The organism is Pseudomonas sp. PDM19 (genome assembly GCF_014852215.1).
In the GTDB taxonomy this organism is placed as follows: domain Bacteria; phylum Pseudomonadota; class Gammaproteobacteria; order Pseudomonadales; family Pseudomonadaceae; genus Pseudomonas.
In genome coordinates this window covers 929,256-944,852 of sequence record NZ_JACVBG010000003.1, presented here as the reverse complement: position 1 = coordinate 944,852, position 15,597 = coordinate 929,256, and the positions used below count along the sequence as shown (strand labels likewise).

The 15,597-nt window shown below is 65.2% G+C and carries 13 protein-coding genes and 1 pseudogene; 11 read left to right on the top strand and 3 right to left on the bottom strand.

The features are described 5' to 3' along the window. Window positions 1-4 precede the first annotated feature (4 nt). The gene (locus tag IB273_RS20325; protein ID WP_192224876.1) at window positions 5-931 is read left to right on the top strand and encodes a glycosyltransferase family 2 protein; all 927 of its coding nucleotides are present in this window, start codon (window positions 5-7) and stop codon (window positions 929-931) included. Between the two features lie 112 nt (window positions 932-1,043). Here IB273_RS20325 and eco read toward each other — a convergent pair whose 3' ends face one another. The 3 genes from eco to IB273_RS20310 form a co-directional block, all read right to left on the bottom strand. Then, window positions 1,044-1,526 carry a serine protease inhibitor ecotin gene (eco, locus tag IB273_RS20320; RefSeq protein ID WP_192224875.1) on the bottom strand — a complete coding sequence of 161 codons (483 nt, stop codon included), beginning with the start codon at window positions 1,524-1,526 and terminating at the stop codon, window positions 1,044-1,046. Between the two features lie 109 nt (window positions 1,527-1,635). After that, entirely contained in the window at window positions 1,636-2,373 is a 738-nt protein-coding gene (locus IB273_RS20315) for a tellurite resistance TerB family protein (protein WP_081518177.1), read from the bottom strand. A 289-nt stretch (window positions 2,374-2,662) separates the two neighbouring features. Continuing rightward, window positions 2,663-3,385: a tellurite resistance TerB family protein gene (locus IB273_RS20310; protein WP_151186218.1), complete on the bottom strand. Its 723-nt coding sequence runs from the start codon at window positions 3,383-3,385 to the stop codon at window positions 2,663-2,665. A gap of 262 nt (window positions 3,386-3,647) precedes the next feature. Between IB273_RS20310 and IB273_RS20305 the strand changes: the two genes are divergently transcribed. The 10 genes and pseudogenes from IB273_RS20305 to IB273_RS31970 form a co-directional block, all read left to right on the top strand. Next, entirely contained in the window at window positions 3,648-4,559 is a 912-nt protein-coding gene (locus tag IB273_RS20305; protein WP_081517787.1) for a LysR family transcriptional regulator, read from the top strand. 277 nt (window positions 4,560-4,836) lie between these two features. After that, the gene (locus tag IB273_RS20300) at window positions 4,837-6,291 is read left to right on the top strand and encodes a gamma-aminobutyraldehyde dehydrogenase (RefSeq protein ID WP_412548086.1); all 1,455 of its coding nucleotides are present in this window, start codon (window positions 4,837-4,839) and stop codon (window positions 6,289-6,291) included. Window positions 6,292-6,410: 119 nt separating this feature from the next. Then, window positions 6,411-7,556 (top strand): putative ABC transporter substrate-binding protein YdcS, encoded by a 1,146-nt coding sequence (ydcS, locus tag IB273_RS20295; protein ID WP_192224873.1) that lies wholly within the window; start codon window positions 6,411-6,413, stop codon window positions 7,554-7,556. 255 nt (window positions 7,557-7,811) lie between these two features. Then, complete coding sequence (locus IB273_RS20290) at window positions 7,812-8,840, top strand: ABC transporter ATP-binding protein (protein ID WP_192224872.1); 1,029 nt, start codon at window positions 7,812-7,814, stop codon at window positions 8,838-8,840. Window position 8,841: 1 nt separating this feature from the next. After that, complete coding sequence (locus tag IB273_RS20285; RefSeq protein WP_192210090.1) at window positions 8,842-9,792, top strand: ABC transporter permease; 951 nt, start codon at window positions 8,842-8,844, stop codon at window positions 9,790-9,792. After that, on the top strand, window positions 9,782-10,588 hold the full coding sequence (locus tag IB273_RS20280; RefSeq protein ID WP_192224871.1) for an ABC transporter permease: 807 nt from the start codon (window positions 9,782-9,784) through the stop codon (window positions 10,586-10,588). Before IB273_RS20285 ends, IB273_RS20280 begins: the two co-directional genes overlap by 11 nt. Before the next feature lie 251 nt (window positions 10,589-10,839). After that, a complete protein-coding gene (locus tag IB273_RS20275) occupies window positions 10,840-12,264 on the top strand; it encodes a gamma-aminobutyraldehyde dehydrogenase (protein WP_192210088.1) in 1,425 nt (474 codons plus the stop codon). A gap of 278 nt (window positions 12,265-12,542) precedes the next feature. Then, the gene (locus IB273_RS20270; protein WP_192224870.1) at window positions 12,543-14,405 is read left to right on the top strand and encodes an FAD-dependent oxidoreductase; all 1,863 of its coding nucleotides are present in this window, start codon (window positions 12,543-12,545) and stop codon (window positions 14,403-14,405) included. An 86-nt stretch (window positions 14,406-14,491) separates the two neighbouring features. Beyond that, window positions 14,492-14,968 carry an ester cyclase gene (locus IB273_RS20265; protein ID WP_024766936.1) on the top strand — a complete coding sequence of 159 codons (477 nt, stop codon included), beginning with the start codon at window positions 14,492-14,494 and terminating at the stop codon, window positions 14,966-14,968. 49 nt (window positions 14,969-15,017) lie between these two features. After that, window positions 15,018-15,470 (top strand): annotated as a pseudogene (locus IB273_RS31970) (methyl-accepting chemotaxis protein); the annotation flags it as partial. Window positions 15,471-15,597: the final 127 nt, after the last annotated feature.

Sequence of the window (15,597 nt, the reverse complement as noted above, 5' to 3'; positions counted from 1 at the left end):
CGCAATGCCAAAAGTCAGTATTGTACTTCCCATATACAATGGCTCAGAACATTTACCCCTCTGCCTGGACTCACTACTAGCACAAAGTTTCCGAGATTTTGAAATTATACTGATAGATGATGGATCAAAAGATAATAGCTGCGGCATTTCAAAAAAATACCAAGCCCGCGACAGTCGAATCAGGCACTTTGAAAACCCGACGAACCTCGGAACTGCCAGCACCACCAACATAGGTCACCGACTTGCGCAAGGCGATTATATCGCGCACGCCGACCAAGATGACATCTCCGAGCCACATCGATTGGCGCTGCAGGTTGCGTTCCTCGATAAGAACCCGGAGATCTCAATGATTAGCGGCTCACTAAAGAGCTTGGGCACTGAGGAAGAACATCTGATCAAAGCCCCTCTGAGCGATGATCAGATAAAATCAAACTTTCTTCCCGGCACGCACAACATTATCAATCCAACCGTAATGATTCGTCGCTCTTTCACCGAATCCAATCAATTGTATTTCGACCCAAACCTACAAGGTACTGCCGACTACGGATACTTCGTTCAAGCGATGCTCTGCGGGGCAAAATTTGCCAACTTGCCACAAGTTCTGCTTCGTTATCGCGTACATTCCACTCAGCAGACAAAAGGCAATAGCCGTATGGCTGCTGCGTTTCCAGTCGTACGTCAACGCGTCATGGCAGAGTTCTTTCCAGAATTATCGCTCAGGCAAATTCAAACCGTCGAACCTCTATTGCGCTGGACGTGGCCACCTGCCATCCCCCGGCAAGACGTCGAAGCAGGTCTCGAATTGATTCCGCAACTAATGACCTACGAGATATCAAAGCACGGCGAAAGCCGAGAACAGCGCAATGGGTTCCTTCAGTCCTGTCAAAAACGTTGGAGCGGAGCTTTGGGGAAGCAGAAAGGCGGCAATTGAGACTGGATAGAACAGGCCCCATGCACGTTGACACGGGGCCAGTTCTGGTCGGCAACATCGGTCGTTTCGGCAGCCCCAGAGCCACCAAAAATCAAACCCGGATGCATGCACCCTACTCCGCGCGAGCCTTCTCGACCTTCTCGGAGGCCGACCACAGTCGGTAGCGGACTTCAACGTCTTTCGGCGCGTAGATCACGATGGGCAGCTTGCTGTTGTAGCGCAGCACGAAGCCATCGCCGACCACCGGGACGAAGTCCTGGCGGCTCTTGCCATCCGGGCAGGCCATCAGGGTGCTGGCCGGGCCGCTGACCTTGTCCAGGCGGTAGTAGGAGTAGCCCCAGCCTTCCAGGGTCTTTTCTTCCAGGGTGCCGCCCAGGCGCTGGCGGTTGCAGTCGACGGTCAGCGTCTTGCCGGCGAGGATCTCGACCTTGAAGTTCTCTTCCTGCGCCTGCTTGGGCAGGTGGATGACCTGGCGCACGAAGCCGTCCTCGGCCTTGGGATAAGGCGCGACGTCTTCCAGCTTGGCGGCGGTGGCGAAGGTGGCGGTGGCGCTGAGCAGCAGCGCGGTGGGGAGGGTGAAACGTACGAACGGCATGAAGCCTCCTTGCAGAATTGAAGAACGAACGCACCTTGTGGGTGCGTTCGTCCGAGCGCTCTGACCGTCAAATTGTACGAACGCTCCTACATCCGTGCGCTGAGTTGTATCAAGCTACTTCACCGCCGGCCTTGGCCTGCTGCTCCAGGTGCGCCTGGAGTTCCGGGGCCAGGTTGAGGTTGTAGGCGAGTTCGTCCAGGTACGTGCGCTCGGTGCCCTGCTGGTCGTCCACCAGCATCACGCTGACCAGGTACATCTCCGCAGCCACGGCCGGGTCGCCCTGGGCGGATTCGGCGACTTCGGCGGCGTCCAGCGGCTTGCGCACCTCGGCATCGAGCCAGTCCTGCAGCTCCGGCTCATCGGTGTGGCGGGCGATTTCGGCCTGGATGGCGGCCTTTTCCTTTTCATCGATGCGACCGTCAGCCTTGGCAGCAGCGATCATGGCGCGCAGGATCGCATGGCTGTGGGCCTCGGCCTCCGGGCCGGAGAGCTGGTCCACGGTCATCAGCGACTGCTGCTGCGGTGCTGCAGCCGGGTGCTGGCGCTGGTAATTCTGATAAGCCTGGAAGGCCATCATGCCGAGGGAGGCGAGCATGGCGTAGTTGATGCCGCCGCTGCTGCCCGTGCGGCCTTGCGGCGCGCCGCCGCTGTTCATGCCGCCCCCGAGCATGCCACCGAGTACGTCGCCGAGGCCTCCGAGCCCGCCACCGGCACCACCGGAGGAGCCGCCCAGCAACCCACCCAGCAACCCGCCGAGGCCACCAAGGCCTCCCGCGCCGCCTCCCTGTTGTCCCGATGCGCCTTGGCTGCCGCGCAGCAATTGTTCCAGTAGATCTGCAGTGTTCATGGAGTGACCCTCGCCGGCTTGCGTGGCGCGCCGGGCGGCGTCGCCAACCTGTTGCAGCAATGAGCTCTGACCTGCCTTGAGCAGTTGATCGAAAAGAGAACCAGCATTCATGAGATGACATCTCTCGCTATGCGTTGGGCAACGATAGTCCCGCCACACCGATGCGCCAGCGCCGTTCGCCGGCCGGGTGTCAGGGCGGGACACCCGGGGCGAAGCCTGCCGCCGCGAGAGATTGCCAGCCAGGCGATTGCCGCCCGGCGCCGACTTCAGCCGGCGATTGCGAGGAAGGTCACGCGGGCACGGCGTCCAGCGCCTTCTGCGCCTGGGCTTCCAGCTCGACCTTGAGGCCGGCGTCGAGGCTCAGCTGGCGGGCCAGCTCGTCAAGGTAGGCGCGTTCCATGTAGCTGGTCTCGTCGACCATCAGCAGGCTGGCCAGGTACATCTCGGCGGCCATTTCCTCGCTGGTGGCGGCGCGGGCGACTTCGGCCGGGTCCAAAGGTTTGGCCAGTTCGCGGTCCAGCCAGCCCTGCAGTTCGACGTCGCCGGTGAGCTTGGCGATTTCGCCGTCGATCAGCTGGCGTTCGCGATCATCGATATGCCCGTCGGCCTTCGCGGCGGCGACGATGGCCCGCAGGATGGCGTGGCTGTGCTGCTCGGCCTGCGCCGGTGGCAGGCGGTCGACGGTCTGCGGCTCGCCGCGCGGGGCACTGGCCTGCTTCTGCTGCCAGTTGCCGTAGGCCTTGTAGGCAAGCACGCCGAGCGCCGCGAGGCCGCCATAGGTGACGACGTTGCCGCCGATCTTGCGCGCCTTCTTGCTGCCCATCAGCAGGCCCAGCGCGCCCGCCGCCAGGGCGCCTCCACCGGCACCGGAGAGCAGGCTGCCCAGGTCCAGGCCGCCGCCCTTGCTGGACGAAGAGGACTGTTGGGCGCCGTCCTGCCGGGCCACGCCCTTGTTCTGCAGGAGGTCCTGGCCGGATTTGAGGAGTTGGTCGAGCAGGCCGCGAGTGTTCATGGCGATCTCCACTGTTCTATCGGAAATTGTGTCTATCGAAAATAGTGGATTCCGACTCTAGTCCAGCGCGCGGCCGGGACGCAGCGACAGTGTGCTTCCGGATATTGCGGGCCAATGCCGGCGGGTCCGCAGGGCAAATGGGCCGCTTTCATTCGATTTAAAAGAATGCTCCTATAGATTTTCGATAATCAACAATGAAAAGCGCCGAGAGCGGATAGACAAGGCTCTAGATCGCGGCTCCGCGCACCAGCGGCCAATCACCATGATGACGCTTCGCCAGATTCGCCATTTCATCGCCGTCGCCGAGACCGGCTCGATTTCCGCCGCCGCCCAGGCGGTGTTCATTTCCCAGTCCACCCTGACCCTCGCCATCCAGCAGCTGGAAGAAGAGATCGGCGTGCGCCTGTTCGACCGCCACGCCAAGGGCATGACCCTGACCCACCAGGGCCACCAGTTCCTGCGCCAGGCGCACCTGATCCTGGCCACGGTGGAGAACGCCAAGCGCAGCCTGCAGCAGAGCACCGACCAGGTGGCCGGCAGCCTGACCATCGGCGTGACCAGCCTGGTAGCGGGTTACTACCTGGCGGACCTGATCAACCGCTTCCAGCGCGCCTACCCTAACGTGCAGACCCGCGTGGTAGAGGACGAGCGCCCCTACATCGAGCACCTGCTGGTGAGCGGCGAGATCGATGTTGGCGTGCTGATCCTCTCCAACCTGGAAGACCGCCACGCCCTGCAGACCGAGGTGCTGACCCACTCGCCGCACCGTCTGTGGCTGCCGGCGCAGCACCCGCTGCTGGAGCGCGACAGCATCGGCCTGGCCGATGTGGCGGGCGAGCCATTGATCCAGCTGAACGCCGACGAGATGGGCCTGCACACCCAGCGCATCTGGTCCCGCGCCGGGCTGGTACCGCAGGTGACGCTGCGCACGGCGTCGGTGGAGGCGGTGCGAAGCCTGGTGGCGGCGGGCCTGGGCCTGTCGATCCAGCCGGACATGACCTATCGCCCCTGGTCGCTGGAAGGCGACATCATCGAAGCGCGGCCGCTGGTGGACCTCTCCGAGCCACTGGACGTCGGCCTGGCCTGGCGCCGCGGCACCGCGCGGCCGCCGCTGGTGGACCCGTTCCTCACCGTGGCCCGCGAGCAGCCCAACGCGAAGAAGCTTTCCATCTGAACGTAGGGCGCATAACCGCTTGCGGTTATCCGCCGCCAGGACTCGGAGCGGCGCTGATGGCGGATAACGCCTGGGGCGTTATGCGCCCTACGGGTTCGGTGCAGCAAAGTCAGCCATTCGATTTAATCGAACGCCGCTTTCAGTAATTAGAATTTGTCGACCCCACGCCCGGACTCTAGTCTCTGCCCTCATACAAAGGGCCAGCTCCGGGTATCGCCCCATCCGGAGCACGCACATGGCCACCGAAAACAAGACAGATAAAAGACGAGTTTCCAAGATGACCGGCGCAACCCTGCACACCGCCTTGCTGATCGACGGCCAACTGGTCGCCGGCGAAGGCATGGCCGAGCCGATCATCAACCCGACCACGGGCGACACTCTTATCAGCATCGCCGACGGCTCCCTGGACCAGGTCGAGCAGGCCATCGCTGCCGCGCACCGCGCCTTCCCCGCCTGGGCTCGCACCACGCCTGCCCAGCGCGCCACCGCCCTGCTCGCCATCGCCGACGCCATCGACAAGCGCGCGAACGACCTCGCCCAGCTGGAATCGCTGAACTGCGGCAAGCCGCTGCACCTGGCGCGCCAGGACGACATTCCGGCCACCGCCGACGTGTTCCGTTTCTTCGCCGGCGCCGTGCGCTGCCAGCAGGGCCAGCTCGCCGGCGAATACGTGCCCGGCCACACCAGCATGGTTCGCCGCGACCCGGTAGGTGTGGTCGCGTCGATTGCGCCCTGGAACTACCCGCTGATGATGGCTGCGTGGAAGATCGCTCCCGCGCTGGCCGCCGGCAACACCCTGGTGTTCAAGCCGTCCGAGCACACCCCGCTGAGCATCCTGGCGCTGGCCCCGGCGCTGGCAGAAATCCTACCCGCCGGCGTGATCAACATCGTCTGCGGCGGTGGCGAAGGCGTCGGCAGCCACCTGGTCAGCCACCCGAAGGTGCGCATGGTGTCGCTGACCGGCGATATCGTCACCGGGCAGAAGATTCTCCAAGCCGCCGCGCGCACCCTCAAACGCACCCACCTGGAACTGGGCGGCAAGGCGCCGGTGATCGTCTGCAACGACGCCGACCTCGAAGCCGTGGTCCAGGGCGTGCGCACCCACGGTTACTACAACGCCGGGCAGGACTGCACCGCCGCCTGCCGCATCTACGCGCAGGCCGGTATCCATGACCGCCTCGTCGCCGAGCTGGGCGACGCCGTGGCCAGCATCCGCTTCGCCCGCAAGCGCGATGCCGACAACGAGATCAGCCCGCTGATCAGCGCCCGCCAGCGCGACCGCGTGGCCAGCTTCGTCGAACGCGCCCTCGGCCAGCCGCACATCGAGCGCGTCACCGGCGCCGCCGTGCATTCGGGCCCCGGCTTCTACTACCAGCCGACCCTGCTGGCCGGCTGCAAGCAGCAGGACGAGATCGTCCAGCGCGAGGTGTTCGGCCCGGTGGTCACCGTGACCCGTTTCGACCAGCTGGAACAGGCGGTGGACTGGGCCAACGACTCCGAGTACGGCCTGGCCTCCTCGGTATGGACGCAGAACCTCGACAAGGCCTTCCAGGTCGCCAACCGCCTGCAGTACGGCTGCACCTGGATCAACACCCATTTCATGCTCGCCAGCGAGATGCCCCACGGCGGGCTCAAGCGCTCGGGCTACGGCAAGGACCTGTCCAGCGACTCGCTGCAGGACTACAGCGTGGTGCGCCACATCATGGCGCGCCACGGCCAGCGACTGGATTGAACCACCCGGCGGGGTCGCCCGCCGGCACATAAGAAACGCCCCGACGCCAAGCCGTCAGAGGGCTGTTGCTCGATTGAACTGCCCCACCAATAGAGACAACAACGAGAGGGAGACACCCGATGCGCAAGACCGCACTGCTCAGTGCCATCACCACCGCCCTGCTGGCCAGCGCCGGCGTCCAGGCCGCCGAGGCCCTGAAGGAAGTCGGCAAAGTCGAAGGCCGCCTGGACATCATCGCCTGGCCCGGCTACATCGAGCGCGGCCAGTCCGACAAGAACTACGACTGGGTCACCCAGTTCGAGAAGGACACCGGCTGCCAGGTCAACGTGAAGACCGCCGCCACCTCCGACGAGATGGTCAGCCTGATGGCCAAGGGCGGCTATGACCTGGTCACCGCATCCGGCGACGCCTCCCTGCGCCTGATCTACGGCAAGCGCGTGCAGCCGATCGATCCGTCGTTGATCCCCAACTGGAAGAACATCGACCCGCGCCTGAAGGACGCCGCCTGGTACGTGGTCAATGGCAAGACCTACGGCGCGCCGTACCAGTGGGGCCCGAACCTGCTGATGTACAACACCAAGGTCTTCCCCACCGCGCCGGACAGCTGGAAGGTCGTGTTCGACGCCCAGAACCTGCCTGACGGCAAGTCGAACAAGGGCCGCGTGCAGGCCTACGACGGCCCGATCTACGTCGCCGACGCCGCGCTGTACCTGAAGGCGACCCAGCCGGAGCTGGGCATCACCGATCCGTACCAGCTCGACGAGAAGCAATACGCCGCCGTGGTCGAACTGCTGCGCAAGCAGCATGACCTGATCCACCGCTACTGGCACGACACCACCGTGCAGATGAGCGACTTCAAGAACGAAGGCGTCGCCGCTTCCAGCGCCTGGCCGTACCAGGCCAACGCCCTGAAGGCCGAAGGTCAGCCGATCGCCACGGTGTTCCCGAAAGAGGGCGTCACCGGCTGGGCCGACACCACCATGCTGCACGCCGAAGCCCAGCACCCGAGCTGCGCCTACAAGTGGCTGAACTGGTCGCTGGAGCCCAAGGTCCAGGGCGACGTGGCGGCCTGGTTCGGCTCCGTGCCGGCCGTACCCGAAGGCTGCAAGGCCAGCACCCTGCTCGGTACCGAAGGCTGCGCCACCAACGGTTACAACCAGTTCGACAAGATCGCGTTCTGGAAGACCCCGGTGGCCGAGGGCGGCAAGTTCGTCCCGTACAGCCGCTGGACCCAGGACTACATCGGGATCATGGGCGGCCGCTAAAGCAGGGATTTTTCCCGAGCGCCTGACAGCTCCCTCTCCCTTCAGGGGGGACGCCTAGTCAGAGGGTTGGGGAGAGGGAATCCGGGCTCCGTGCCTGTGGCTCGCCCTCTCCCCCAGCCCCTCTCCCTGAAGGGAGAGGGGGGCCAGTCCTGCGCGGCAGCCAGCACCGAACCACATCCGTACCGATTCACCCGTATCTCAGATTCACGGGCAGGGCTCCCCTACGCCGGATTCCTGCCCCTTGGAGCGTGCACCATGACCACCCCCGCTGTTCAATTCACCCAGGTCTCCCGCCAGTTCGGCGACGTCAAGGCCGTTGACCGGGTGTCCATCGACATCAAGGACGGCGAGTTCTTCTCCATGCTCGGCCCGTCGGGCTCGGGCAAGACCACCTGCCTGCGCCTGATCGCCGGCTTCGAGCAACCCAGCGCAGGCTCCATCCGCATCCATGGCGAGGAGGCCGCGGGCCTGCCGCCCTACCAGCGTGACGTCAACACGGTATTCCAGGACTACGCGCTGTTCCCGCACATGAGCGTGCTGGAGAACGTTGCCTACGGCCTGAAGGTGAAAGGCGTCGGCAAGGCCGAACGCCTCAAGCGCGCCGAAGAAGCCCTCGGCATGGTCGCCCTGGGCGGCTATGGCGTGCGCAAGCCGGTGCAGCTTTCCGGCGGCCAGCGCCAGCGCGTGGCCCTGGCCCGCGCCCTGGTGAATCGCCCGCGCGTGCTGCTGCTCGACGAACCCCTCGGCGCCCTCGACCTCAAGCTGCGCGAGCAGATGCAGAGCGAGCTGAAGAAGCTGCAGCGCCAGCTGGGCATCACCTTCATCTTCGTCACCCACGACCAGAGCGAAGCGCTGTCCATGTCCGACCGCGTCGCGGTGTTCAACAAGGGCCGCATCGAGCAGGTCGACACCCCGCGCAACCTCTACATGAAACCGGCCACCCCGTTCGTGGCTGAATTCGTCGGTACCTCCAACGTGCTGCGCGGCGACATCGCCCAGGGCCTGACCGGCAACGCCCAGCCCTTCTCCATCCGTCCCGAGCACATCCGTTTCGCCAATGGCGAGCGCAGCGCCTCGGACATCGAGATCAGCGGCCTGCTGCACGACATCCAGTACCAGGGCGCGGCGACCCGCTACGAGATCCGTCTCGACAACGGCCAGAACCTCTGCCTCAGCCAGGCCAACAGCCAGTGGGCCGACATCGACCTCGCCCACCAGCCGGGCCAGCGCGTGACCGCCCGCTGGGCGCGCGAGGCGATGGTGGTGCTGAACGAGGGCGCGTGACATGGAACTGACGATGAACGCTCCGGTGCCGCAGGCCAGCAATGGCCCGCTGCGCCGCCTGTGCAACCTGCTCTACCGCAAGCCGACGCTGTACCTCTCGCTGCTGCTGATCCCGCCGCTGCTGTGGTTCGGCGCGATCTACCTCGGCTCGCTGCTGACGCTGCTGTGGCAGGGTTTCTACACCTTCGACGACTTCACCATGACGGTGACGCCGGACCTGACCTGGGCCAACTTCGGCTCGCTGCTCAGTGGCTCCAACTTCGACATCATCCAGCGCACCGTGCTGATGGCGGTTGCGGTGTCCATCGCCAGTGGCGCGGTGGCCTTCCCCATCGCCTACTACATGGCGCGCTACACCACCGGCAAGACCAAGGCGTTCTTCTACATCGCCGTGATGATGCCGATGTGGGCCAGCTACATCGTCAAGGCCTACGCCTGGACCCTGCTGCTGGCCAAGGGCGGCGTCGCCATGTGGTTCGTCCAGCACCTCGGTCTTGAGCCCGTGCTGAACCTGTTGCTGGGCATTCCGGGCATCGGTGGCAACACCCTGTCGACCTCCAGCTTCGGACGCTTCCTGGTGTTCGTGTACATCTGGCTGCCGTTCATGATCCTGCCGATCCAGGCCTCCCTGGAACGCCTGCCGCCGTCACTGCTGCAAGCCTCGGCCGACCTCGGTGCACACCCGCGGCAGACCTTCCTGCAGGTGATCCTGCCGCTGTCGATCCCCGGCATCGCCGCCGGCTCGATCTTCACCTTCAGCCTGACCCTGGGCGACTTCATCGTGCCGCAGCTGGTGGGCCCGCCGGGCTACTTCATCGGCAGCATGGTCTACGCCCAGCAGGGCGCGATCGGCAACATGCCGATGGCCGCCGCGTTCACCCTGGTGCCCATCGTGCTGATCGCTGTCTACCTGTCCATCGTCAAACGTCTGGGGGCCTTCGATGCACTCTGAGAAAGCTTCGTGGGGCCTGAAAGCGGCCGCCTGGGGCGGGCTGGTGTTCCTGCACTTCCCGATCCTGATCATCTTCCTGTACGCCTTCAACACCGAGGACGCGGCCTTCAGCTTCCCGCCCAAGGGCTTCACCCTGCACTGGTTCAGCGTCGCCTTCGCGCGCCAGGACGTGCTCGAAGCCATCGAGCTGTCGGTGAAGATCGCCAGCGTCGCCACGCTGATCGCCATGTTCCTGGGCACCCTGGCCGCGGCCGCGCTGTACCGCCGCGACTTCTTCGGCAAGGAAGGCATCTCGCTGATGCTGATCCTGCCGATCGCCCTGCCCGGCATCATCACCGGCATCGCGCTGCTGTCGGCGTTCAAGACCCTCGGCATCGAGCCGGGCTTCCTGACCATCGTCATCGGCCACGCCACCTTCTGCGTGGTGATCGTCTACAACAACGTCATCGCGCGCTTCCGCCGCACCTCGCACAGCCTCATCGAAGCCTCGATGGACCTGGGCGCCGACGGCTGGCAGACCTTCCGCTACGTGATCCTGCCCAACCTCGGCTCGGCGCTGCTGGCCGGCGGCATGCTGGCGTTCGCGTTGTCCTTCGACGAAATCATCGTCACCACCTTCACCGCCGGCCACGAACGCACCCTGCCGATCTGGCTGCTCAACCAGTTGGGCCGCCCGCGCGACGTGCCGGTGACCAACGTGGTGGCGATGCTGGTGATGATCGTGACCATGCTGCCGATCCTCGGCGCCTACTACCTGACCAAGGGTGGCGAGGGCGTGGCGGGGAGCGGCAAGTAACTAGGGTGCCGTGCGCCCATCACCCTAACCCTCTCCCGAGGGAGAGGGGACTGTCCGGTGCAGGAGGAAACCAAGGTTTCAGCCGGCACGAATAGCTCCCTCTCCCTCTGGGAGAGGGCTGGGGTGAGGGAAACCCGCGGCACCGATATCAACAGAACCCCTCAGGCCCGCCGGCCCCCTCGCCGGCAGGCCCCTAAAAAGAAACACCCCAACCGAATTTGCACCACGCTCCTGAACGAGAGGACCCAACCATGCAAACCAACCTGCTGATCAACGGCCAACTGGTCGCTGGCGAAGGCGAGAAGCTCGCCGTCCTGAACCCGTCCCTGGGCACCACCCTGGTGGAAATCGCCGAGGCCACCCCGGCCCAGGTGGACGCCGCCGTGCTGGCCGCCGACGCCGCCTTCGACAGCTGGTCGCAGACCGCGCCGAAGGACCGCTCCCTGCTCCTGCTGGCACTGGCCGACGCCATCGACGCCAACGCCGAGGAACTGGCCCGCCTGGAATCCAACAACTGCGGCAAACCCTACTCCGCCGCGCTGAACGACGAACTGCCGGCCGTGGCCGACGTGTTCCGCTTCTTCGCCGGTGCCTGCCGCGTGATGCAGGGCTCCGCCGCTGGCGAATACCTGCCGGGCCACACCTCGATGATCCGCCGCGACCCGGTGGGCGTGGTCGCCTCCATCGCACCGTGGAACTACCCGCTGATGATGGTCGCGTGGAAACTCGGCCCGGCCCTGGCCGCCGGCAACACCGTGGTGCTCAAGCCCTCCGAGCAGACCCCGCTGACCGCCCTGCGCCTGGCCGAACTGATGGCCGGCATCTTCCCCGCCGGCGTGGTCAACCTGGTGTTCGGTCGTGGCCCGAGCGTCGGCGAGCCGCTGACCACCCACCCGAAAGTGCGCATGGTGTCCCTGACCGGCTCGGTCGCCACCGGCAGCCGCATCATCGCCGGCACCGCCGACACCGTGAAGCGCATGCACATGGAACTGGGCGGCAAGGCCCCGGTGCTGATCTTCGACGACGCCGACATCGACGCCGCCGTGGAAGGCATCCGCACCTTCGGCTTCTACAACGCCGGCCAGGACTGCACCGCCGCCTGCCGCATCTATGCGCAGAAAGGCATCTACGCCAAGTTCGTGCAGAAGCTCGGCGAAGCGGTGGCCAGCATCCAGTACGGCGAGCAGGACGACCCGAACACCGAGCTGGGCCCGGTCATCACCGAGCAGCACCTGGAGCGTGTCGTCGGCTTCGTCGAGCGCGCCCGCCAGGTGCCGCACATCGAAGTGGTTACCGGTGGCAAGCGTGCCGACCGCCCGGGCTTCTTCTTCGAGCCCACCGTGCTTGCCGGCGCCCGCCAGGACGACGAAGTGGTCCGCCGCGAAATCTTCGGCCCGGTGGTTTCGGTCACCGAGTTCGAGGACGAAGCACAGGCGCTGGCCTGGGCGAACGACTCCGACTACGGCCTGGCCTCCTCGGTATGGACCAGCGACATCGGTCGCGCCCATCGCCTGTCCGCCCGCCTGCAGTACGGCTGCACCTGGGTCAACACGCACTTCATGCTGACCACCGAGATGCCCCACGGCGGCATGAAGCTGTCGGGCTACGGCAAGGACATGTCGATGTACGGCCTGGAGGACTACACAGCCATCCGCCACGTAATGATCAAGCACTAAAACGACCGGCTGCGCGTCGGCAGTACAGCGTTGGAAACGGGGGCGGGCCCAGTCATTTACAGCTCGTAAACTCCTGGGCCCGCCCCCGTTTCCGCCTCGTCCTGCTCTAGCTCGCGCGGTCGTTGGCTCCTCGCGACATCGTAAAGATCCAAAGCCTCAAAACGGCGCCCCGCTCGACCGGGACCGCCGCGCGGCCAAGCATGCCGCACTCCCTTCCGGATGGAAGGGCATAACCATGACAGCCCGTGCCCCGGGCCATCACCTTGCAAGGACTTCCCATGACCATCACCCGCCGCGACTTCCTCAACGGCGTTGCCCTCACCATCGGCGCGGGCCTCACCCCGCTGCAACTTCTCCAGGCCGCCCCCTCCGGCCGCTACTACCCGCCCGCCCTCACCGGCATGCGCGGCAGCCATCCCGGCGCGTTCGAGGTCGCGCACCAGATGGGCTGGGAGAAGAAGGTATTCGACACCGATGGCCTGAAGATCGAGGAGCAGTACGACCTGGTGGTGGTCGGCGGCGGCATCAGCGGCCTGTCCGCGGCCTGGTTCTACCGGCAGAAGAACCCCAGGGCGCGCGTGCTGATCATCGAGAACCACGATGACTTCGGCGGCCATGCCAAGCGCAACGAATTCCAGGCCGGCGGGCGGATGATCCTCGGCTACGGCGGCAGCGAAGCCTTCCAGTCGCCCAAGCACCTGTACAGCGACACGGTCAACAACCTGCTCAAGCAGCTCAACGTCGACGTGGACCGTTTCGAGACCGCCTTCGACCGCGACTTCTACCCGAACCTGGGCCTGTCGCGCGGCGTGTTCTTCGACAAGGCCGGCTTCGGCGAAGCGAAGCTGGTGTCCGGCGACCCGACACCGATGGTGGCCGACGACATCGCCCCGGAAAAACTCAACGCCCGCAGCTGGCGCGCGTTCATCTCCGACTTCCCGCTGCCCGAGGCCGACCGCCAGGCGCTGATCGACCTGCACGAAGCGCCGAAGGACTACCTCGCCGGCAAGACCCGCGAGGAGAAGGAAGCGCACCTGGCCAAGACCAGCTACCAGGACTTCCTGCGCAAGGACGTGGGCCTGAGCGAAGCGGCCACCCGCTACTTCCTCAGCCGCACCAACGACTTCTCGGCGCTGAGCATCGACGCCGTTTCCGCGGACTCGGCCTACTCCGTGGGCTTCCCCGGTTTCGCCGCCATGGACCTCTCGCCCATAAGCGAGGAAGCCAAGGCCGAGATGGAAGAGCCGTACATCTACCACTTCCCCGACGGCAACGCCTCGCTGGCGCGCCTGCTGGTGCGTGGCCTGATTCCGGGCGTGGCGCCGGGTAAGGACATGAACGACATCGTCCTGGCCACCTTCGACTACGCCAAGCTGGACCAGCCGAAGAACGCCGTGCGCCTGCGCCTGAACAGCACCGCAGTCAGCGTGAAGAACCGCGATGGCGGCGTGGACGTCGGCTACAGCCGCGCCGGCGCCCTGCATCGCGTGCGCGCCAAGCACTGCGTGCTGGCCTGCTACAACATGATCATCCCCTACATCCTGCGCGACCTCTCCGCCGAGCAGAGCCACGCCCTGGCGCAGAACGTGAAGTTCCCGCTGGTGTACACCAAGGTGGTGATCCGCAACTGGCAGAGCTTCATGAAGCTGGGCGTGCACGAGATCTACGCGCCGAGCCAGCCATACAGCCGCGTGAAGCTGGACTACCCGGTGGACATCGGCGGCTACAGCCACCCGCGCGATCCGAACCAGCCCATCGGCCTGCACATGGTCTACGTGCCCACCAGCCCCAACGCCGGCATGGACGCACGCACCCAGGCCCGCGTCGGCCGCGGCAAGCTCTACGCCATGCCTTTCGAAAAGATGGAAGAGATGATCCGCGACCAGCTGCAAGCCATGCTCGGCCCGGCCGGCTTCGACCATCAGAAGGATATCCAGGGGATCACCATCAACCGTTGGTCGCACGGCTATTCGTACTTCTCCAACAGCCTCTTCGATGATGAGGAAGAGAGCGAAAAACTGATGAACCTGGCTCGTACCAAGGTCGGCAACGTCACCATCGCCAACTCCGATGCCGCCTGGGACGCCTATGCCCATGCGGCCATCGACGAAGCCTGGCGCGCGGTGGGCGAACTGTCCTGACAGACCCGGCGCCGCGCCCAGCGTGGCGCCACACCTAACGGCCGTCCGGCCGACAACCCGCGGGCACGCCCGCAACGGAGGCAAGCATGCGTCACCTCGTCAGAGCGTTTTACCTGCTGTCGCTGTTCACCTTTGCCGGCCTCGTACAGGCAGCAGAGTCGCCCAAACAGATCGTCGATGCCTACATGGCCGCGTGGAACGCCCACGATGCCGAGAAGGCCGCCGGCTACCTGGCCAAGGATGCGGAGTACTTCGACGTCACCGTCGGCACCCCGCAGAAGGGCCGCGATGCCGCGCGCGACAACGTGATCAAGGTGTTCGTGGGGGCCGTTCCGGATCTTACGTGGAAGATGAACGGCAAGCCGATCGTCGACAAGGACGGCATCGCCTTCCAGTGGACCTTCAGTGGCACCAACACCGGCGCCTGGGATGCTCAGACCCCGGCGACCAACAAGCCGCTGTCGTTCGACGGTGTGAGCTACGTGAAGGTCAAGGACGGCAAGATCGTCTACCAGGGCGACTACTACGACGCCCTGGGTCTGCACAAGCAGCTCGGCTGGTAAGCGGCATCCGGTAGCGCCTTTGTAGGATGGGTGGAGCGCAGCGATAACCATGCTGTGTACGCAAGGAGCGATGGGTATCGCTGCGCTCCACACCATCCTACGACCTGCGCCTTGCCACAGATCCGCCTCTCGGGGGTGCGTCTGCCACAACAAGAAAACGATCCCTCGCCTACCTCTGCCCTCCTCCGCCACTGCAGTGTCCCAAGCCATGTCAATCACACTCGAACCACGGCCCGCCAAGGCCGAAGACAGCTCCAGCACCCGCTCCACCATCGACCAGGTCAAGCAGCTGATCGCCGACCTCAACGTGCGCTGGACCGAGATCAGCAAGGTCTCGGAAGTCATCAAGCAGATCGCCAGGAACACCAACCTGGTGGCGCTCAATGCCGCCATCGAAGCCGCCCGCGCCGGGGAAAGCGGGCGCGGCTTCGCGGTGGTCGCCGATGAGGTGCGCCGCCTGGCGACCCAGTCGGCCAACGCCACCGCCGATATCGGCAACGTCGTCGCCTCGATCAAGAGCGAGAGCGCCCGAGCCCTGGCCGATGTCGAGCAGGCCGAGCACTCCAGCCTGCTGGACACCGCCCGCGTGGTGCTCGCCAGCGAGACCCAGCGGCTGGAGGCGAGCTTCG